At 74.7% G+C, this 19,307-nt stretch carries 15 protein-coding genes and 1 pseudogene; 10 read left to right on the top strand and 6 right to left on the bottom strand.

The features are described from left to right. Positions 1-67 precede the first annotated feature (67 nt). The gene (locus ACZ6Y7_RS22090; protein ID WP_465759607.1) at positions 68-658 is read left to right on the top strand and encodes a DinB family protein; all 591 of its coding nucleotides are present in this window, start codon (positions 68-70) and stop codon (positions 656-658) included. 94 nt (positions 659-752) lie between these two features. Here ACZ6Y7_RS22090 and ACZ6Y7_RS22085 read toward each other — a convergent pair whose 3' ends face one another. Then, positions 753-971, bottom strand: coding sequence for a hypothetical protein (locus tag ACZ6Y7_RS22085; RefSeq protein ID WP_465759606.1), 219 nt, complete (start codon positions 969-971; stop codon positions 753-755). A 58-nt stretch (positions 972-1,029) separates the two neighbouring features. On the opposite strand from ACZ6Y7_RS22085, the gene ACZ6Y7_RS22080 reads away from it, so the two are divergent. Continuing rightward, positions 1,030-1,227 (top strand): hypothetical protein, encoded by a 198-nt coding sequence (locus tag ACZ6Y7_RS22080; RefSeq protein WP_465759605.1) that lies wholly within the window; start codon positions 1,030-1,032, stop codon positions 1,225-1,227. 561 nt (positions 1,228-1,788) lie between these two features. Next, the gene (locus ACZ6Y7_RS22075; RefSeq protein ID WP_465759604.1) at positions 1,789-2,724 is read left to right on the top strand and encodes a hypothetical protein; all 936 of its coding nucleotides are present in this window, start codon (positions 1,789-1,791) and stop codon (positions 2,722-2,724) included. A gap of 73 nt (positions 2,725-2,797) precedes the next feature. Here ACZ6Y7_RS22075 and ACZ6Y7_RS22070 read toward each other — a convergent pair. Further along, positions 2,798-3,740: pseudogene (locus ACZ6Y7_RS22070) on the bottom strand (hypothetical protein); the annotation flags it as partial. Between the two features lie 256 nt (positions 3,741-3,996). Here ACZ6Y7_RS22070 and ACZ6Y7_RS22065 point away from each other — a divergent pair. The 3 genes from ACZ6Y7_RS22065 to ACZ6Y7_RS22055 all read left to right on the top strand — a co-directional run bounded on the left by ACZ6Y7_RS22065 (position 3,997) and on the right by ACZ6Y7_RS22055 (position 7,338). Then, the gene (locus ACZ6Y7_RS22065) at positions 3,997-5,118 is read left to right on the top strand and encodes an SUKH-4 family immunity protein (protein WP_465759603.1); all 1,122 of its coding nucleotides are present in this window, start codon (positions 3,997-3,999) and stop codon (positions 5,116-5,118) included. A gap of 82 nt (positions 5,119-5,200) precedes the next feature. Continuing rightward, a complete protein-coding gene (locus ACZ6Y7_RS22060; RefSeq protein ID WP_465759602.1) occupies positions 5,201-6,310 on the top strand; it encodes a DUF2332 domain-containing protein in 1,110 nt (369 codons plus the stop codon). A gap of 266 nt (positions 6,311-6,576) precedes the next feature. Continuing rightward, positions 6,577-7,338 carry a MerR family transcriptional regulator gene (locus ACZ6Y7_RS22055; protein WP_465759601.1) on the top strand — a complete coding sequence of 254 codons (762 nt, stop codon included), beginning with the start codon at positions 6,577-6,579 and terminating at the stop codon, positions 7,336-7,338. A gap of 301 nt (positions 7,339-7,639) precedes the next feature. On the opposite strand, the gene ACZ6Y7_RS22050 is transcribed toward ACZ6Y7_RS22055, so the two are convergent. Both ACZ6Y7_RS22050 and ACZ6Y7_RS22045 read right to left on the bottom strand, forming a co-directional pair. Further along, on the bottom strand, positions 7,640-10,090 hold the full coding sequence (locus ACZ6Y7_RS22050; RefSeq protein ID WP_465759600.1) for an FtsX-like permease family protein: 2,451 nt from the start codon (positions 10,088-10,090) through the stop codon (positions 7,640-7,642). Continuing rightward, positions 10,087-10,800: an ABC transporter ATP-binding protein gene (locus tag ACZ6Y7_RS22045; RefSeq protein ID WP_465759599.1), complete on the bottom strand. Its 714-nt coding sequence runs from the start codon at positions 10,798-10,800 to the stop codon at positions 10,087-10,089. Before ACZ6Y7_RS22045 ends, ACZ6Y7_RS22050 begins: the two co-directional genes overlap by 4 nt. 277 nt (positions 10,801-11,077) lie before the next feature. Here ACZ6Y7_RS22045 and ACZ6Y7_RS22040 point away from each other — a divergent pair, with 277 nt between their 5' ends. The 4 genes from ACZ6Y7_RS22040 to ACZ6Y7_RS22025 all read left to right on the top strand — a co-directional run bounded on the left by ACZ6Y7_RS22040 (position 11,078) and on the right by ACZ6Y7_RS22025 (position 15,653). Continuing rightward, on the top strand, positions 11,078-12,565 hold the full coding sequence (locus ACZ6Y7_RS22040; protein WP_465759598.1) for a sensor histidine kinase: 1,488 nt from the start codon (positions 11,078-11,080) through the stop codon (positions 12,563-12,565). Then, entirely contained in the window at positions 12,517-13,164 is a 648-nt protein-coding gene (locus tag ACZ6Y7_RS22035) for a response regulator (protein WP_465759597.1), read from the top strand. Before ACZ6Y7_RS22040 ends, ACZ6Y7_RS22035 begins: the two co-directional genes overlap by 49 nt. Before the next feature lie 368 nt (positions 13,165-13,532). Further along, positions 13,533-14,576 carry an isopenicillin N synthase family dioxygenase gene (locus ACZ6Y7_RS22030; RefSeq protein ID WP_465759596.1) on the top strand — a complete coding sequence of 348 codons (1,044 nt, stop codon included), beginning with the start codon at positions 13,533-13,535 and terminating at the stop codon, positions 14,574-14,576. A 270-nt stretch (positions 14,577-14,846) separates the two neighbouring features. Next, positions 14,847-15,653, top strand: a complete 807-nt coding sequence (locus tag ACZ6Y7_RS22025) for a MerR family transcriptional regulator (RefSeq protein WP_465759595.1) — start codon at positions 14,847-14,849, stop codon at positions 15,651-15,653. 187 nt (positions 15,654-15,840) lie between these two features. On the opposite strand, the gene ACZ6Y7_RS22020 is transcribed toward ACZ6Y7_RS22025, so the two are convergent. Together ACZ6Y7_RS22020 and ACZ6Y7_RS22015 are read right to left on the bottom strand one after the other, a co-directional pair. Next, complete coding sequence (locus tag ACZ6Y7_RS22020; protein WP_465759594.1) at positions 15,841-18,021, bottom strand: 3-hydroxyacyl-CoA dehydrogenase NAD-binding domain-containing protein; 2,181 nt, start codon at positions 18,019-18,021, stop codon at positions 15,841-15,843. Positions 18,022-18,060: 39 nt separating this feature from the next. Beyond that, a complete protein-coding gene (locus tag ACZ6Y7_RS22015) occupies positions 18,061-19,275 on the bottom strand; it encodes an acetyl-CoA C-acetyltransferase (RefSeq protein WP_465759593.1) in 1,215 nt (404 codons plus the stop codon). Positions 19,276-19,307: the final 32 nt, after the last annotated feature.

Here is a 19,307-nt window from a genome sequence, read left to right as displayed (position 1 = left end):
ACGGGTCGGCGATCGTCCGGGAGCGGAAATCGATGGACAGGCCGGGTGTGACCAACAGACTGGTCCCATGACTGCGACGGACGAGAAGACCGACCTCCGGATCTACCTCCAGGACGCCCGCGACGCGCTGCTCTGGAAGCTCGACGGCCTCTCCGAGTACGACCTTCGCCGCCCGCTCACCCCCACCGGAACCAACCTGCTGGGCCTGGTGAAGCACCTCACCGGAGCCGAGGCCATGTACTTCGGCGACACCTTCGGGCGGCCCTTCCCGGAACCGACCCCGCTGTGGTTCACCGGCAACGTCGAGCCGAACGCCGACCTCTGGGCGCGGGCGGACGAGAGCACCGAGGAGGTCGTCGGGCGCTACCGGCGGGTCTGGGCGCACTCGGACGCCACCATCGAGGCCCTGCCGCTGGACGCGACCGGTCGGCTGCCGTTCGGCGACGGCCCCGAGCAGACCCTGCACCGGGTGCTCGTCCACATGATCGCCGAGAGCCACCGGCACATCGGCCACGCCGACCTGGTCCGCGAGCTCGTGGACGGCGCCATCGGGCAGCGCCCCGACGGCATCAACACCGCCGAGGGCGACGCGGACTGGTGGCAAGCCCACCACGACCGCGTGGAGCAGGCCGCCCGGAAGGCCGGCGGGCTCGACTGACCGGCGGGCGGCACCGCGTCCGCGCCACCTGGTGCGCGTCGGCGGCGCGCGCCGGTCGGGGGCGGCGGTCAGAGGTACCGGCCGGAGATGCCGGTCAGAGGTGGCGGCGGTACGCGCGGGTGCGGGGGTGCGGCCCGAAACCCAGCGAGGCGGAGAGCCTGCTGGGCGCTGGACGGGCCGCATCGTCCCGGGCGTTGGCCACCGCCTCGTACGCCCCGGCGACGGACCCGTGCAGGACGGCCGTACCGACCGCGCGGGCGAGGCCGAGGCGGCGGTGCGCCCGACGGGTGCCCACCGGCGAACGCGCCGACATCGTTCACCTCGTCCGCCAGCCCCGGCAGTACGCGGCCACGCTGCCGTCAGGGGCCGTCATGGCCGGGTCCGTCTCCGGCCGGTTCGGCGGCCGGTGGCGCAGCCCGGCGAGCCGCGCGGCGGTCACCCGGGCCGAGCCGGACGCGGCCCCGGCGGACGGCCGCCCAGGCGGCGGCATCGACGGCTTCGGCGGCTGCGGCGGCTGCGGCGGTTTCGGCCGGTTGCAGGCGGATGCGGTAGCCGGGCGGATCCGGTAGCCGGACAGGAAGGGCTCACCGTCGGCCGCCGGAGCCCGGCCCTGATGCTCCAGCGCCTCACCAGGTACGGTTCGGTCGCCGCGACCTCCGCCACCAACGGCCCGTACGCGCGCCGCTCCGCCCACGCCGGCACCTCGTCGGCGAGCTCCGAATGCGCCGGGTCGACCTGCAGCATCGGCTCGTCCGGCAGCTCCAGCCCCCCAGGCCATCGCCCGACCGTCCGCCTCCCACACCGCCGTCGGGCACGCGCCGGCCCGTTCGAGCGCCAGACGCCACCGCCAGACCGGGTCCCCCGACGTGCCGTTCCCCGGTGCCCGGGAACAGCCGGCTCGCCTGGGCCCGCATGCCGGCCGACTCCACCGGGCCGGCACCCTCACGTCGTCGCCCCCGCCCCCTGGGGCTGACGGTGGCGGAGGGCGCAGGGCAAGGCGGAGCTTCGTCCGCGCACCCCGCAGTCCTCCGGCAGAGCCGGGCCGCTGGTGACCGGTCGGCTGTGACCGGTCCGTGGGTGCCGGACTCGGCGGCGGCCGGTCAGTGTGGGGCCGCCGTAGGGTGTCGGGCATGACCGAAGCGGGGCAGGGTGTGCGGATAGCCGTCCGGTGCGAGGACTGCGGGGGCACCGCCGTCCGGAGCGTCGGGCAGTTCCTGATGCACGAGCGGGATCTGTGGTGGGACGTCGAGTTCTCCTGCCCGCGCTGCGACCGCTACCGGTGCGAGCACTCGGGCCCGGGAGAGCTGCCGGCGGACATCCGCGAGGCGTTCCTGACCACCTACGGACCGGGCCGACTCCGGCTCGCCGAGCCGCTCGTCGGCCCGGTGGCGGCGCTGCGGGCGATCCGGCAGGGCGCGGAGGTCTCGCTGCGGCAGGCGCGTGAACTGCTGTCCGAGCTGCGGGACTTCGGGCTGAGCGGGACGCTCGTCGAGATGGCGTACTGGCAGGCGCGGCTGGCCGAGCGGGGCGTGGCGACGGAGGTGACGGACGGTTTCGGCCGGGCGTACCGCTACGTGGGGCCGCCTGAGCTGCGGGAGGCCGGCGGCCCTGGCGGGCACCCGGTCCGGACGGCCGACGAGTTCGCCGCCTGGGTGGACGCGCGGACGGCCGAGGCGCTCGCGGAACCGTTCACCTTCGTGGTCGACCTGGGCGGTGCGCTGCGGCTCGCGCCGCGCCGCAGCGAACACGTGGCCTGCGCGGGCGGGGAACCGGTGTTGAGCGCCGGGGAGATCGGGTTCCGGCGGTCGGGCGGGGGCTGGGAGGTCGAGACGGTCAGCAACCTCTCCACCGGCTACTGCCCGGACACCGCGTCCTGGCCCGCCGTGACCGCCGCCCTCGCCCGGATCGGCCTGCCGCACCCCGGTGCCTTCAGCTACGGGGTGGTCTTCCGCCGCTGCCCCCGGTGCGCCGCCCACAACCTCGTCCGGGAGGAACACTACGCCTGCGCCTTCTGCGACGCGGACCTGCCCGAGCACTGGAACGTGGACCGGACCGCCGGGGTGTAGCCACGGACGGCGGGCTCATGGCCACGTGGGTCCGAAGCCGGTCAGTGGTCGACGGGCGATCGATGAGCGGGGGGACGGCTCGGCTGGTGGTGCGGTTGTGCCAGATCACGCAGATCATGGGCGGAAGATCCGCAGGCCGACCCGCCGCGTCAACGCCTTCGGCGGTGCGGCCTCCGCCTCCGCCTCCGTACTGTTCGAGACTGAGCCGGCTCCGTACTGTTCGAGACTGAGCCGGCCCTTGAAGGTGTCGTGGACGGACTCGATCAGCTGACGCACGGACTCCCCGGCAGGCCCCCGCCGGGGCGCGGAGCGCTGGCTGGACGGGACGGTCGCAGCAGCCGGGCCCCGTACCGGTCGAGGAAGCGGTCGTGTTCGGCGGAGACGTCACCCCGGTCGGCGAGGATCGGCAGGCCGGGCCGCTCGCGCACGGGGGCGGGTTCGGTCTCGATCACCGCGGCCAGGAGCTCGCGCTCGTCGGCCTTCGGGCCGGCCGAAGCTCGGGGCCAGGTGACGGGCAGCCCGGCCGGAGTGCGGACGGGGCGCGGCCTCAGGCCCCGGGACCAGCAGGAATGCGGAATGCGGGAATGCGGGCGGCCGTGGCCGTGGCCGTGGCCGACCCACTGCGCCAGTGCCGAACGGCGCACGGTGTCGCGCGACAACCGGCACCTCACTGGTGTCGACTCGGTGGTTCACACTGGGTCGGCCCGCAGGTCGGTCGCCTTCGCCAGGTCCCGGATGGCCTGCCGGAGCAGCGGACGGGCGGCGCGCAGGCGCTTGGTGTGGCCGGGCCGTTCGGGCAGGGGGCGAACGCGCCGCGCGGACGGGCACCGTGGCGGAGCGGGTCCAGCGCGCTTCGGGGCGGTACCCGAGCGGGGCCCGCGCCACGGCCGGCCAGGCAGGGCGGCTCGGATTCCGTCAGCGGCGGCGGGCGCCAACCGCCGTGGTCGGCAGGGATGATCGTCGGTCTGCCCGTGGAGTGCCGTCAGGAGGGTGTCCGGCCCTTCGGTCGTCCCCACCCGGTGCCGGACACCCTCCTGCACGTCCGGAGCAGAACCCCGCACATGCAGCCGGCTTCAGGAGTCCTCGTCCAGCGGCTCCGGACTCCGGGAGTGCCGCCACCGAACCCACCGAACCCTCCGTGGCGAAACCGCCCCGGCGCGGCAGCGTCTCCCCCGTCTCCGGATCCGGAACCGGCGTGGCGTTGTCGGGCCGGGCCGCTAGGGTCTGTGGATCAGGGCCGGGGAGGGGTGGGGATACGTGGAGTGTGAGCAGGTGACCGGTGCGCCGGGCGGGGTGGTGCACGCGGGGAGCCGGGAGTTCCTGGCGCGGGAGGGGCTGCCGGGCGCGGGGGCGTTCCTGGAGTTCGGGGCGGTGCGGCCGTTCGCGGCGGACGCGGAGGGGCTGTTCGTCCTCGGCGAGACCGACTACTGCGCGCCGTTCGCCGCCGTCGGCAACCTGGTGCTGCTGGACGGGTCGACCGGTGAGGTGTTCCTCGACAACGGCGGCCCGCGACGGGACCGGCTGGCCTCCGACCTGACCGCGCTGGCCGGGCTGGTTCGCGAGGTGGAGGCCGTTGCCGAGGCCGCCCGGCGGCCGGAGGCGCTGGAGGGGCGTCGCGGCCCGGCGGTGGTGGCCGAGGTCGTGGCGCAGGCCGAGCAGCGGATGCGGGAGGTCGATCCCGCACTGTTCGCGAGCGGTCCGACCCCGCCCGCGCACTGGGGCACGGCGCTGCTGGTGCACGCGCTGGGCTGGGGAGCGCTGCCGGGCGGACCGGGCGGACCCGCGTACGAGGTCGGCCCGGAGCTGGTGGCCGAACTCGCGGCACTGACGGACGAGGACGACGGCCCCGGCCGGGTGCACCGCTTCCGGCCCGAGCACCTGCCCGCCGCCCTGGTGCACGAACCGACCCGGCGCCTGCTGACCGAGGTCGGGCTGCCGCTGGGCGGGGCGATGTTCGGGGTGTGCGACGAACCGCTGGTCACCATGGGCGAGGCGTACCCGGAGTACTTCGACGGCGAGGAGGAGCGCCCGTACCAACGGGACTTCATCGCCCTCGGGGACTGGCCGACGGACCTCACGATCGCCCTGGACGGCACGACCGGCCGACTGGAGCTGCCGGACTGGTACGACGACGGCCAGCCCGAGGCCTACCTGAACCGCGACCTGTCCGCCCTGCTCTACGCGCTCTGGACGTACGAGCGGCTGCGCGTCGAGTGGGACCGCTGGGACCACGGCCGAGCCCAGGAAACCTGGGCGGTGTTCGACCCGCAGTCGCTGCTGAGCACGGTGGTGGACCGGCTGGTCGAGGCCGTCGACCCGGAGGCCTTCGCCTCACCCGGCTGCTCCTGGCGGCTGCTCGCCGAGGACGGGCACATGGGCGGCTTGCTGGGGTGACGCCGAGCCGCCCGGAGGCCGACCGAGAACCGGCCGGGCGTACGCTGGGCCGAATCGATCATCCGGAAGGGGCGGACGAGGGATGCACGGCACGACGGGGGACCTCTACCGCGGCTTCGCGGAGCGGGAGGCTCGGGGCAACTCGGCGATCTACCAGGACCTGGCCGAACGCGTCGCCGAGGACGGGCAGTTGCACGCCCTGCTGGACGGACTGCCCGCCGCGAAGCGGCAGCCGAACCTGCTGTTCGGGGCCGTCCGCCACCTGGGCGGCCCGGTGACGGACGGCTGGCCCGCCTTCCGCGCCTGGGTGACGGCGCACTGGGACGAGACGTCGGCCACCATGGTGGAGCGTCGGACGCAGACCAACGAGGCGGGCCGCTGCGCCACCCTGCTGCCGCTGCTGGCGACGCTTCCGCAGCCGCTCGCGCTGATCGAGGTGGGCGCCTCGGCGGGGCTCTGCCTGTACCCGGACAGGTACCGCTACCGGTACCTGTCCGCCGAGGGTGCGGGCGGGGCGGTGAGCGAGTGCTCGGGGACCGAGTCCGCGGTGACCGAGTCCGGGGGCAGGGAGTCCGCGGTGACCGAGTCCGCGGCGAGCGAGTTCGCGGTGACCGAGTTCGCGGTGACCGAGTTCGGTGCTGCGGCGAGCCCGGTGACGCTGGACTGCGTGGTGAGCGGACCGGTGCCGCTCCCCGCACGCCTGCGGGAGCGGCTGCCGGAGGTGGTGTGGCGGGCCGGGATCGACCTCAACCCGCTCGACGTCCGGGCCGAGGAGGACGTGCGCTGGCTGGAGTCGCTGGTCTGGCCGGAGCAGACCCACCGCCTGGACCGGCTGCGCGGCGCCGTCCGGGTCGCCCGGGCCGAGCCTCCGCTGCTGGTGCGCGGTGATCTCAACGCCACGGTACGGGACTTGGTGGCGCAGGTACCCGTGGGGGCGACCCCCGTGGTGTTCCACAGCGCCGTGCTCGCCTACCTGTCGCCGGAGGCGCGGGAGGAGTTCGCGGTGACCGTGCGCGGGCTGCCCGGGCACTGGATCTCCAACGAGGCGGTCTCCGTACTGCCGGACGTCGCCCGGCGCCTGCCCCGCCCGGCCCCCTCCGGATCCGGGCTGTTCGCGCTCGCCCTGGACGGGCGGCCGGTGGCCTTCACCGGCCCGCACGGCCAGTCCCTGGACTGGTTCGGCGACGCGTAGGCGGGCTCGGCGGAAGTCAGAAGAGCTCAGATGGATCTCGGAGGATCTCGGAGGACCTCGGAGTAGCCCGGAGGCGCTCCGGGTGGTCCTCTGTGGCGTGGCCGCCCTGACGGTCGAGCGGGCGCGAACGCCGCAGCCGCTCGGACCGTCGCCCACGGGTCCGGGCTTGAAGTTGCCGCAGCGGCAGCTCCTACCGTCGTGACCAGGGCCGGAGGAACCGGCCTCGGTACGACGAACGTACGGACGCGGGAGCGAGGGAGGCGGCCATGGCCTGGCCGATTGCGGAGGTCGCCCGGATGTCCGGAGTGACCGCCCGGACGCTGCGGCACTACGACGAGATCGGGCTGCTGCCACCCGCCCGGATCGGCTCCAACGGCCACCGCTACTACGAGGAAGGGCAGTTGTTGCGGCTGCAGCAGATCCTCGTGCTGCGGGCCCTGGGTCTGGGGCTGCCCGAGATCGCCAGGATCCTGGGCGAGCAGGTGGACGAGCTGGACGCCCTGCGGGGCCACCACCAGCGGCTGGTCGCCGAACGCGACCGGCTGGACGCCCTGGCCGCCACCGTCCTCCGCACGATCGTCGACCTGGAGCGATCCCGAGAGGATGGCACGCCCATGACCGTCATCAACCGCCCCGAGAACCTGTTCGAGGGCATCCAGCCCGCCGACATCGACACGAGCCTGCGCGACTTCCCCGAGCACGCCGAGGCGACCCGGCGCGTGACCGCAGCGATGAGCCCGGACGAGATCGCGGCCGGGCAGCGGGAGCGGACCGCGCGCATGATCCGCCTGGCCGAGCTGATGGCGGCCGGCCACCCCGCCGACGCCGAGCCCGTCCAGAGCGCGACCGACGAGGAGTACCGGTTGCTCGGCACGATCCGGGCCGTCCCGACGGAGGAGTACCTCGCGATCGCGCGCTCCTGCACCGAGAACGAGCAGTGGCACGCCGCGTACGAGGCCATCGCTCCGGGCCTTGCCGCGTACCAGCGCGCTGCCATGGAGGCGTACGCGGCGGCGCGGCTGTCCTGAGGACGCCTGCGCTGAGTGCAGGTGTCCAGACCCAGGTGCCCCTGAGCCCGGTTGGCCCGGGCCCGGTTGTTCCCTGACCCCGGTGGCCCGGGCCCGGTTGTTCCCTGACCCCGGTTGGCCCGGGCCCGGTTGTTCCCTGACCCCGGTTGACCCGGGCCCGGTTGTTCCCTGACCCCGGTTGGCCCGGGCCCGGTTGTTCCCTGACCCCGGTTGGCCCGGGCCCGGGCCTGGGGCCCCGGGCCCAGTCCCGGGGGTGCTCCCGCAGGAGACGGAGCCTGCGGGAGCACCGGGCCTGCGGCCGTCACTCCGTCCGCAGCGCCGTGACCGTCCGGGTGCGGGCCACCCAGGTGGCGGGGAGGGCGGCACCGAGCAGGGCCAGGACCAGGCCGCCGAGTATCAGCGGCCCCACCACCGCGGGGCCGAACACTCCGAGGTCGGCTTCGGGCACGCCGATCCCGGCGGCGCGGGCCATCGCGGGCACCACCCGGTGGTGCACCGCGATCCCGAGCGGCACCCCGATCAGCCCGGCCACCAGCCCGCTGCCGCAGACCGAGGTGAGCACCATCGCGACGGTCTGCCGGGGCGACATCCCGAGCGCCTTGAGCACCCCGAGGTCGTGCGCCCGCTCCCGGGTGTCCAGCAGCACCGTGTTGAGCACCCCGAGCCCCGCGACCACGGAGAGCAGCAGCGTCAGCGTCCCGGCCAGGGTGTTCATCGCCAGCAGCACGATGTTGACGTGCTGCTCGCCTGGCTCGGCGCCCAGCCCCAGTGCCCGGACCTCGCCGTCGAGCGCGGCGGCGTACGCCACCGGATCGGTGCCGGGGGTGAGGTCGATGTGGAAGGTGATCGCCTCGGCGGCGACGGCGCCGCCGAGCGGGGCCAGGGTGGCCCGGTCCGTGTACACGACGTCGCCGGTGGACAGGACCTCGCCGGTGATCCTCGCCGGGGTGGTGCGCCCGTGGTCGGTGAGGGTCAGGCTGTCGCCGACCTTCGCCCGGGCGGCGCGGAGGTAGGCGGCGCCGACCACGACCTCGCCGGGTCCGCGGAACCAGCGGCCGGAGACCAGCTGGTAGCCGTCCCAGGAGGCGTCGCCGGTGAACGCGACCACCTCGGAGCGGCCGGTGTTCCCGGCCACGGCCGCCCGGGTCGGGACGCTGCTGTACCAGGCCCGGGTGCCCGGTCGGGTGTCGATCGCCCGGGCGGCGGCCGCCTCGTCCGGGTGGGCGGCGGCAGGGGCGTTCTCTATCGGGACCCGGACCACGGCCTTGCCGCCGCGCCCGGCCTCCAGGCCGTCCTGGAGCAGGCCGAGCGAGAGCGTCAGCCCGACGCAGAGGGCGACCCCGGCCGTGCCGAGCACCACGGCGGCCCCGGTGGTCGCCGAGCGGCCCGGCCGGTTGAGCGGGGTGGCCAGCCCGAGGCTCAGCGCGCGCGGCACCGGCAGTCGGCCGATCCCGTTCCGGAGCCCTGCCAGGACTCCCAGGGCCCCGATCCGGCCCGGAGCGCGCTCGGCGGCGGCGCGCTCGGAGCCGGCGCGCTCGGAGCCGGTGCGTTCGGCATCGGTCCGCTCGGCGGCGGCCCGTCTGGCAGCCGGCGCCGCGCGACCGACTGCCAGGGCCTCCACCGTGCGCAGCCGCCCGGCCCGCAGCGCCGGGACCAGGGCGGTGCCCACCACCGCGGTCAGGGCCGCCGCGGGGACGACGAGGTCGACCCAGGGCGGGATGCCGAGCAGCCCGCCGCGCAGCGCCTTGTGGGCGATGCCGAGGACCGGCACGGAGAGCAGGTTGCCGCCGAGCACGCCGAGGGCCGTGCCGGTCCCGCCGGGGACCAGGGCCTGGCCGACGTAGGCACGCGCCACCTGCGCCGGGGTGAAGCCCAGGGCCTTGAGGATGCCGATCCGGCGGGTGGCCGCGGTGACGGCGCCGCTGACCACCACGCCGATGATCAGCACCGACATGGCGAGGCCGAGCAGGCCGAAGGCCGTGACGAAGGGGACGAAGACCGAGGCCGTCCTGTTCGCCTCCGCCTGGGCGGGCCGGTAGGAGGTCGCCCTGAGGAGGGCGCCGGCCGGCACCGCGGCGGTGAGCGCGGCGTGGTCGGCCGCCACCTCGGCGTCGGTGCCGGCGTGGGCGAAGCGGTAGAGGTACTGGGCGGCCGGGCTGGTGCCGGGCGCCGTCAGGCCGGCGATCTGCTCGGGGGCGACCCAGCCGTCCGCGCTCCAGGAGACGGAGGAGGCGAGGCCGACCACCGTGAGCTTCGGCTGCCCGGGGAGGTCCGGGAAGCGCATGCTGTCGCCGACGGCCAGCGGGGAGCGGCCGTCCGGGAAGACCACCTCGCCGGGGCCCGCGACCCAGCGGCCGAGAGTGATCCGCAGGCCGTCCATCGGGCCGTCCTGGGCCCGGCCGACCAGCGTCATCGACGGGAGCGGGCTGCCCGGCGGCGGCAACCGGGTGTCCTCCCCCGAGCGCGGCGTGACGGTGACCGCGGGGTACGGGCCGGCCGAGGCCGTCACGCCGGGCGCGTGCGCGGTCGTGGCGAGCTGGGCCGGGCTCGCCTTGGCCGGGTCGTACAGGACGTTGAGGTGCGCGCCGTGCTGGTCGGCGAAGGAGCGCTGGTACGGGCCCCGAGCGGCGACCAGCAGCCCGACCGCGAGGACGCACGCCGTCACGGACACCATCGTGGTGAGCACCATGACCAGGGTCTGCACCCGCCTGCGGCCGACCCCGGCCCGGACCACCGTGCCGAGGGCGCTCATCGGGCCGCCCCGGGCGTCGGCAGGGCCGCGCTGTCCCGGACCAGCCGGCCGTCGAGCAGTTCGATCGTCCGGTCGGCGCAGGCCTCGGCGAGCGCGGTGTCGTGGGTGACCAGCAGGACCGTCTGCCCCTCCGCGTGGAGCCCGCGCAGCAGGTCGCGGACGTCGGCGGCCGAGGCGGTGTCCAGCGCCCCGGTGGGCTCGTCGGCCAGGAGGACCGGCGGACGGTTCATCAGCGCCCGGGCCACCGCGACCCGCTGGCGCTCGCCGCCGGAGAGCCGGCCCGGGTAGGCCTTGGCGTGCCGGGCCACCCCCAGCCGCTCCAGCAGCTCCGCGGCCCGGGCACGGGCCCGGTCCCGCGACATTCCGGCGAGTTGTGCCGGTAGCAGCACGTTGTCCTCGGCGGTCAGGTCGTCCAGCAGGTTGAAGAACTGGAACACCATGCCGATCCGCCGCCGCCGGTACTCGGCCAGTGCGGCCTCGCCGAGCTCGTGCACGGCCACGCCCGCCACCTCGACCGTGCCCGCGCTCGGGCGGTCCAGGCCGGCGATCAGGTTCAGCAGGGTGGACTTGCCGCTGCCCGAGCGGCCGAGCACGGCCAGCGCCTCGCCGGCCCGCACCTCCAGGTCGAGCCCGGCCAGCGCGGGCGGCACGGCCTCGGACCGGTCGTACGTCTTGCTGACGCCGCGGATCCGGATGATCGGCGCGTTCACGGGCCCTCCACGGTTCGGGGTCCGGCCCCGGAGAGGCCCGGAGCCGGCTGACGGAACACGACGCTACGAACCCGCCCGGGGGTGCGGACAGCCGTCTGGACGGTGTCCGCGAGGTGTATCCAGGTACACCCCGAACTGGGTGTCCAGCCCTAGATCGCCGGTGGCCGCGGCCGGGCAGACTGACCGGCGGAAGATCGGAACCGGAGCCCGCAGCGGCTGCGGGGCCACGGGCTTCGGGGCCTCCGACGGGGGCCGCGGAACGGCGAGGGGGCGCTTCATGGGTGCGGAAACGAGTACGGCGGTGCGCGCCGAGGCGGGCACGGGAGCGGCGGGCCGGGCCGCCCGACGGGTGGGCCGGGCCTGCATGGACGGCGTGCGCGCCTGGTACGCGGTGACGCTGGCCGTGACGGGCCTGATCGCGCTGCTGGCCGGGCCGGTCCTGGGGGTGTCCGCGCTGTTCGGACCGGACGAGGCCGGGCCGTTCGGGCCGGGCGGCCCGCTCGTCCTCCTGGTGCCGCTGGCTCCGGTCGCCGTCTGGGCGCTCTGCTGGGCCACCGGGGGCGGCGGCCGGGCGGTCGGCGCGGCCCTGTTCGCACCGGGCGCGCTCGCGGTGATGGCGACGCACCTGTACGGCGGCGCCGCGCCCGGCGGCCGGTCGGTCTCGCTCTGGCTGGCGCCCTCACTGGTGGTGCTCGGGCTGTTCGGCGCGCGCTGGATCGCGACGGAGAGCAGGCGGACGGTCGGCGCGTGGAGCGGGCGGCCGGTCCCGGTGCCGTACCGCCGACCGCCCGGGACCGCCGGCGCCTGGCGGCGGCTGCGGACCGGCGGCTGGCTGACCGACCCGGCGACCTGGCGGGACTTGGCCTGGGCCCTGCTCTCCGGCTCCGCCGTGCTGCTCACCGCCGCCCTCGTCCTGGTCACCCCGATCGCCCTGGAGGTCTTCGGTCGGAACGGGCCGATCTTCCCGCTGGGCCTCGTCTACGGGATGGGCCTGTGCGCCGCCCCGGCCGCCGCGCTGTGGGCCGCGCCACCCGTCCTGCGGATCCACGAGAGGGCGGTCCGGGCCCTGCTCGGCCCTTCCCGGCAGGCCCGGCTCGCCCACCGGGTCAGCCACCTGGCCCGGACCAGGGCGGACACCATCGACGCCGGGGCGGCCGAGCTGCGCCGGATCGAGCGGGACCTGCACGACGGCGCGCAGGCCCGGCTGGTGGCCCTGGGCATGCTGCTGACCGTGGCCGAGCAGCTCAAGGACGACCCGGACGCGCTGGCCCCGCTGCTCGCCGAGGCCCGGACGTCCTCGGTGAAGGCGCTGGGCGAGCTGCGGGACCTGGTCCGCGGCATCCACCCCCCGGTGCTGGCCGACCGCGGGCTGGCCGACGCCGTACGGGCGACCGCGCTGGACCTGCCGCTGCCGGTCACCTTCACCGGGGTCCTGCCCGGCCGGGCCCCGGCACCGGTCGAGTCGGCGGCCTACTTCGCGGTCAGCGAACTGCTGGCCAACGTGGTGAAGCACGCGGGGGCCTCGCACGTCTGGATCGAGATAGGGCACAGTGGCGGACTGCTGCGGATATCGGTCACCGACGACGGGCGCGGCGGCGCCGACCCGTCCCGGGGCACCGGCCTCAGCGGAACCGAACGCCGACTGGCCGCCTTCGACGGGGTGCTGGCGATCAGCAGCCCCTGCGGTGGCCCGACCATCGTGAACCTGGAGATCCCGTGCGCGTTGTCATCGCCGAAGACCTCTTCCTCCTCCGGGACGGCCTGACCCGGCTGCTGGAGGCCAACGGCATGAAGGTCACCGCGGCGGTCGAGAACGGCGAGCAACTGCTCACCGCCGTGGCCGCCGACCGGCCCGACATCGCCGTGGTCGACGTCCGGCTGCCGCCGAGCTTCTCGGACGAGGGGCTGCGGGCCGCGCTGGCCGCCCGTCAGGCCCACCCGGGCCTGCCCGTCCTTGTCCTGTCGCAGTTCGTCGAGCAGCTGTACGCGAGGGAGCTGCTGGCCGACAGCACCGGCGGGATCGGCTACCTGCTCAAGGACCGGGTGATGGACGGCGACCAGTTCATCGACGCCGTCCGGCGGGTCGCCCAGGGCGGTACCGCGATGGATCCGGAGGTGATCACCCGACTGCTCACGCACAACTCCTCGGCCGGCCCGGTCTCCACCCTCTCTCCGCGCGAACGGCAGGTGCTGGCGCTGATGGCGGAGGGCCGCTCCAACGCCGCCATCGCCCAGCAACTGGTGATCACCGAACGGGCGGTCGCCAAGCACACCGCGTCGATCTTCGTCCGGCTCGACCTCCAGCCCTCCGACGACGACAACCGCCGGGTCCTGGCCGTCCTGGCCTACCTCAACAACTCCTGAAGGGAGGCGCCGACCACCATCCCGACCACCATCCCAGCCGCCACTCGACCACCACTCGCCCACCTTTGAACGACCACCGACAAGTGGGGAGTGGCCCTCCGCTGCAGGGGGCTCGCTCGCCGCCGAACCGGTCATTTAGGCTGGTGGCGTGCTCATCCTTGTTCGCCGCCGCCACGTGGACCTGCTCCGCGTGACCACCATGTCCTGTCGACGCTCCGGCTGAACCTCGCTCCACCCACCCTCAAACGGCGGCCCCACCCGGCCGCCCCCGCCTCCCGGCCCCCGAGCACCCGCCGCACCAGGCGATGCTCCGGCGCCCCCGGTCGACCACCGGGACAGGCCGGGACGAGACCCAGCGGATGTCACACATGACGCAGCAGCACACTCCCATATCCGAAACCGGCACCGGCTCCACCCTCGCGGACGCCCTCCCGGTGATCGACCTCTCGCTCGCCGACGGCAGCCCCGAGGACCGTCGCCGCCTGCACGACGACCTGCGCGCCGCGGCCACCGGCGTCGGCTTCTTCCAGCTCGTCGGCCACGGCGTCACCCCGGAGGAAACGGCGGCGCTCACCCGGGCCATGCGCGCCTTCTTCGCGCTCCCCGAAGCCGACCGGCTCGCCGTGAGCAACCTCAACTCCCCGCACTACCGGGGTTACACCCGCACCGGCGACGAGCGCACCGGCGGCAGCCAGGACTGGCGCGACCAGCTGGACATCGGCGCCGAGCTGCCCCCGCACGTCCCGGGCGCCGGTGAGCCCCCGTACTGGTGGCTGGAGGGCCCCAACCAGTGGCCGCAGGCGCTCCCCGAGCTGCGCACCGCCGCGCTCGGCTGGATCGACCGCCTCGGCGCCGTCGCCCGGCGGCTGCTGCACGAGCTCCTCAGCTCGATCGGCGCCCGCCCCGACTTCTACGACGAGGCCTTCGCGGGCCACCCCCACCTGCGCCTCAAGCTGGTCCGCTACCCCGGCACCGCCCCGGACGGCGCCGGCCAGGGCGTCGGCGCCCACAAGGACTACGGCTTCATCACCCTGCTGCTCCAGGACACCGTGGGCGGCCTCCAGGTCGAGCGCCCGGACGGCACCTTCCTGGACGTCCCGCCGCTCGAGGGCGCCTTCGTCGTCAACCTCGGCGAGCTGCTGGAGGTGGCCACCGACGGCTACCTCAAGGCCACCAGCCACCGCGTGGTCAGCCCACCCGGAGCCCGCGAGCGCTACTCCGTCCCGTTCTTCTACAACCCGCGCCGCGACGCCCACATCGCGCCGCTGGACTTCCCGCTCGCCCACCACGCCCCCGGCGCCACCGAGGACCCGGACAACCCGCTCTTCGCCGACTTCGGACTCAACGAGTGGAAGGGCTACACCCGCGCCCACCCCGAGGTCACCCGCCGCCACCACGCCGCCCTCGCCTGACCCGCCGCCGAGCCCCGAGTTCCGAGAGCTCTGAGCCCTGAACCCTGAGCTCCGACGCGAGCCCGGCCCGACGCCCGGTCCCGCGCCGCCCTGCCCCCGGCCCGGGGTCGCGACCGGCGGATCGTGACCCGACGCCCCTGTCCGAAGCCGTCGTCCCGGCGGAGGGCAGGGGCGTCGGCATGCCCGTCACCGGCAGCGGTGGACCCGTACGGGTCGCACTGTCACACTGCTGCTGTCACAGCAGGAGTGTGCCAGCGCGGGAGGCAGCAGATGGGGGAGCACGGCGCCGTCGCGGGCGGGGTGCGGCTGACGGTGGACGAGTTGGCGGCCCGGGCCGGGGTGACGGTGCGGACGGTGCGCTTCTACGGGACGAAGGGGCTGCTGCCGCCGCCCGTGCTGGGACCGCGTCGGGTCGGGTTGTACGGGGCTGCGCACCTGGACCGGCTGGAGCTGATCGAGGAGTTGCAGCGGCAGGGGCTGACGCTGGCGGCGATCGAGCGGTACCTGGCGCGGCTGCCGGAGGACAGCACCCCGCTGGACCTGGCGATCCACCGGGCACTGGTGGCGTCCTGGACGCCCGAGTCCGCCGAGGAGCTGGGCCGGGCGCAGCTGGAGCGGCGGGCCGGTCGCGGGCTGTCGGAGGAGCAGGTCGAGCGACTGGCGGCGATGGGCGCGCTGGAGCGCACCGACGACCCGGAGGTGTTCCGGGTGGATCCGGGGCTGCTGCCGCTGGGGGTGCGGATCCTGGACGTGCCGATCCCGCTGGAGACGCTGCTGGCCGCCCGGGCCGTCGTGGTGGAGCACAGCCGGGCGACGGCGCGGGAGTTGCAGCGGCTGTTCCGGGAGACGGTGTGGAAGCCGTACCGGGAGAGTGAGCCGGCGCCGACCGAGCTGGCCCGGATGAAGGCACTGACGGACCACATCCAGCCGATGGTGGCGCAGGCCCTGGTGACGGCGTTCCAGCGCTCGCTGCGGGAGGAGCTCGGCGAGGAACTCAGCGAAGAACTCGGCGAAGAACTCGGCGAGGAGCTCAGCCAGGAGCTCAGCCAGGAGCTCGGCGAGAAGCCGGGCGCGTAGCCGGGCAGACAACCCGCCCGGAGTCGACGAAGGAGCCGGCAGAGGAGCCCGACGAGGCACCGGGCGAGGCACCGGCGAGGCGCCGGGCGGGACCGTCCACGAGACGGCCCCACCCGGAGCGCCGTAGCCCGAAGCTCCCTGAACCGGCCCCGACCAGGGGCCAGGGCCCGCCGGCCAGGAGCCGGGGTCAGTCCGTGAAGGTCCGCCCCTCGGCCGCGATCCGCTCCAGCAGCGCCGGCGGCGCGAACCGCTCGCCGTAGGCCGCGGCGAGTTCGCGGGCGCGGGCCGCGAAGCCGGCCGGGCCGCCCTCGTACCCGTTGATGTACTGGAACACGCCGCCGGTCCAGGCCGGGAAGCCGATGCCGAGGATGGAGCCGACGTTGGCGTCGGCGACCGAGGTCAGCACGCCCTCCTCCAGGCAGCGCACCGAGTCCAGCGCCTCGCTGAACAGCATCCGCTCCTTGAGGTCGTCGAACGGCACGTCGGGGGCCGCGTCCCGGGCGGCGCCGAAGTGCTCCAGCAGGCCGGGCCAGAGCCGCCCGCGCGTGCCGTCCTCGCCGTACTCGTAGAAGCCCGCGCCGCCGCTGCGTCCCGGGCGGCCGAACTCGTCGACCATCCGGTCGATGACGGCGTCCGCCGGGTGCGGCGTCCAGGTGCCGCCGCCGGCCTCGACCGAGCGCCGGTACTCGTCGCGGATCTTGCGCGGCAGGGTGAGGGTGAGCTCGTCCATCAGAGAGAGCACCTTGGCGGGGTAGCCGGCCTGGGCGGCGGCCTGCTCGATGCTGGACGGGTGGATGCCCTCGCCGACCATCGCGACGCCCTCGTTGAGGAACTGGCCGATCACGCGCGAGGTGAAGAAGCCGCGCGAGTCGTTGACCACGATCGGGGTCTTGTCGATCTGCCGGACCAGGTCGAAGGCGCGGGCCAGCGCCTCGTCGCCGGTCTGCGGCCCGCGGATGATCTCCACCAGCCGCATCTTGTCGACCGGCGAGAAGAAGTGCAGGCCGATGAAGTCGCCGGTGCGCCGGACGCCTTCGGCGAGCAGGCCGATCGGCAGGGTGGAGGTGTTGGAGCAGAGCAGCGCGTCGGGGGCGACGACGCCCTCGATCTCCTGGAACACCTTGTGCTTGAGCTCGGTGTTCTCGAAGACCGCCTCGATCACCGCGTCGCAGCCGGCCAGGTCGGCGGCGTCGCCGGTGGGGGTGATCCGGGCGAGCAGTGCGTCGCGCTTGGCCTCGGTGGAGCGGCCGCGCGCGATCGCCTTGTTGAGCAGGCCTTCGGAGTAGGCCTTGCCGCGCTCGGCGGCCTCGGTGCTCACGTCTTTGAGCACCACCTCGATGCCGGCCTTGGCGCAGGCGTAGGCGATGCCCGCGCCCATCATCCCGGCGCCGAGCACGGCGACCTTGCGCACCGGCCGCTTCTCGACGTCCTTGGGGCGCCCGGCGCCGGAGTTGACCGCCTGCATGTCGAAGAACAGCGCCTGGATCATGTTCTTGCTGGTCTGGCCGCAGGCGAGTTCGGTGAAGTAGCGGGCCTCGATCGCCATCGCGGTGTCGACGTCCACCTGGGCGCTCTCCACCGCCGCGGCCAGCACGTTGCGCGGGGCCGGGTAGGGCGCGCCGTTCAGCTGCTTGCGCAGGTTGGCCGGGAAGGCGGGCAGGTTGGCGGCGAAGGCCGGGGTGGCCGGGGTGCCGCCGGGGATCTTGTACCCCTTGACGTCCCAGGGCTGGACGGCGGTCGGGTTGGCGTCGATCCAGGCGCGCGCACGGACCGTCAACTCCTCCGGGGTGTCGACCAGTTCGTGCACCAGTCCGTGCTCCAGCGCCTGCGCCGGGCGGTACTGGCGGCCCTGCAGCAGGAACTTCAGCAGGGCGTCGGTGATGCCGAACAGCCGCACCGTGCGGACCACCCCGCCGCCGCCCGGCAGCAGGCCGAGGGTGACCTCGGGCAGGCCGATCCGGCCGGCGGGGTCGTCCAGCGCGATCCGGTGGTGGCAGGCGAGGGCGATCTCCAGGCCGCCGCCGAGCGCGCTGCCGTTGAGAGCGGCGACGACGGGCTTGCCGAGGGTCTCCAGGGTGCGCAGCGAGCGCTTGATCCGCATCGACTTCTCGAAGACGGCTTCGGCGTCCTCGGGGCGGGCGGCGGAGAGCATCCGCAGGTCTCCCCCGGCGAAGAAGGTCTTCTTGCCGGAGGTGACGACGACGCCGCGCAGTCCGTCGCCGAGGCCGGCCAGGCGCGCGACGACGGCCTCGAAGTCGGCCGTGAAGGCCTCGTTCATGGTGTTGACGGACTGGGTGGGGTCGTCGAGGACGAGGGTGACCACGCCGTCCTGGTCCTGCTCCCAGCGGATGGTGGTGGTGTCGCTCATGAGTTCAGGGTCTCCGAGGGGATCCGAGGGGCGGGGTGGTCAGACGCGCTCGACGATGGTGGCGATGCCCATGCCGCCGCCGACGCAGAGGGTGATCAGGCCGTAGCGCAGGTCGCGCCGCTCCAGTTCGTCGATCACGGTGCCGAGCAGCATCGCGCCGGTGGCGCCGAGCGGGTGGCCGAGCGCGATCGCCCCGCCGTTGACGTTCACCTGGTCCGCGCGGAAGCCGAGTTCGCGGATGAAGCGGAGCGCGACGGCGGCGAAGGCCTCGTTGATCTCGACCAGGTCGATGTCGGCGGCGGTGAGCCCGGCCTTGGCGAGCGCCTTGCGGGTGGCCGGGGCGGGGCCGGTGAGCATGATGGTCGGCTCGGAGCCGGAGACGGCGGCGGAGACGATCCGGGCGCGCGGGCGCAGCCCGTACCGCTCGCCGACCTCGCGGTTGCCGATGGCGACGAGCGCGGCGCCGTCCACGATGCCGGAGGAGTTGCCCGCGTGGTGGACGTGGTCGATGGCCTCCACCCAGTGGTACTTCTGCAGGGCGACGGCGTCGAAGCCGCCGGCCTCGCCGATGGCGGCGAAGGAGGGCTTGAGGCCCGCCAGGGTCTCGACGGTGGTGCCGGGGCGGATGAACTCGTCGCGCTCCAGCACGACCAGGCCGTTGCGGTCGCGCACGGGGACGACCGAACGGTCGAACAGGCCGTCCGCCTGGGCCTTGGCGGCGCGGGCCTGGGACTCGGCCGCGAAGGCGTCCACGTCGGTGCGGGAGAGGCCCTCGATGGTGGCGATCAGGTCGGCGCCGATGCCCTGCGGGACGAAGTCGGTCGCGTACGCGGTCATCGGGTCGGCGAACCAGGCGCCGCCGTCGGAGGCCATCTTCACCCGGGACATCGACTCCACGCCGCCGGCCAGGACCAGGTCCTCCCAGCCCGAACGGACCTTGGCGGCGGCCATGTTGACGGCCTCCAGTCCGGACGCGCAGAAGCGGTTCTCCTGGACGCCGGCGACGGTGTCCGGCAGGCCGGCCGCGACGGCGGCGATCCGGGCGATGTCGGAGCCCTGGTCGCCGACCGGGCTGACCACGCCGAGCACGATGTCGTCGATCGCCGCCGGGTCCAACCCGGGGAAGCGGCGGCGCAGTTCGTGGATCAGACCGACGACCAGGTCGATCGGCTTGGTGCCGTGCAGCGAGCCGGTGGCCTTGCCCCGGCCGCGCGGGGTACGGATCGCGTCGTAGACGTACGCTTCGGTGGTCACGATGGGAATGGCCTTTCGGGGCGGGGGGCTTG

It is taken from the genome of Kitasatospora sp. NPDC053308 (assembly GCF_055585785.1).
The sequence above is the reverse complement of the archived record's forward strand: the minus strand, read 5'-3'. Positions and strand labels throughout refer to the sequence as shown.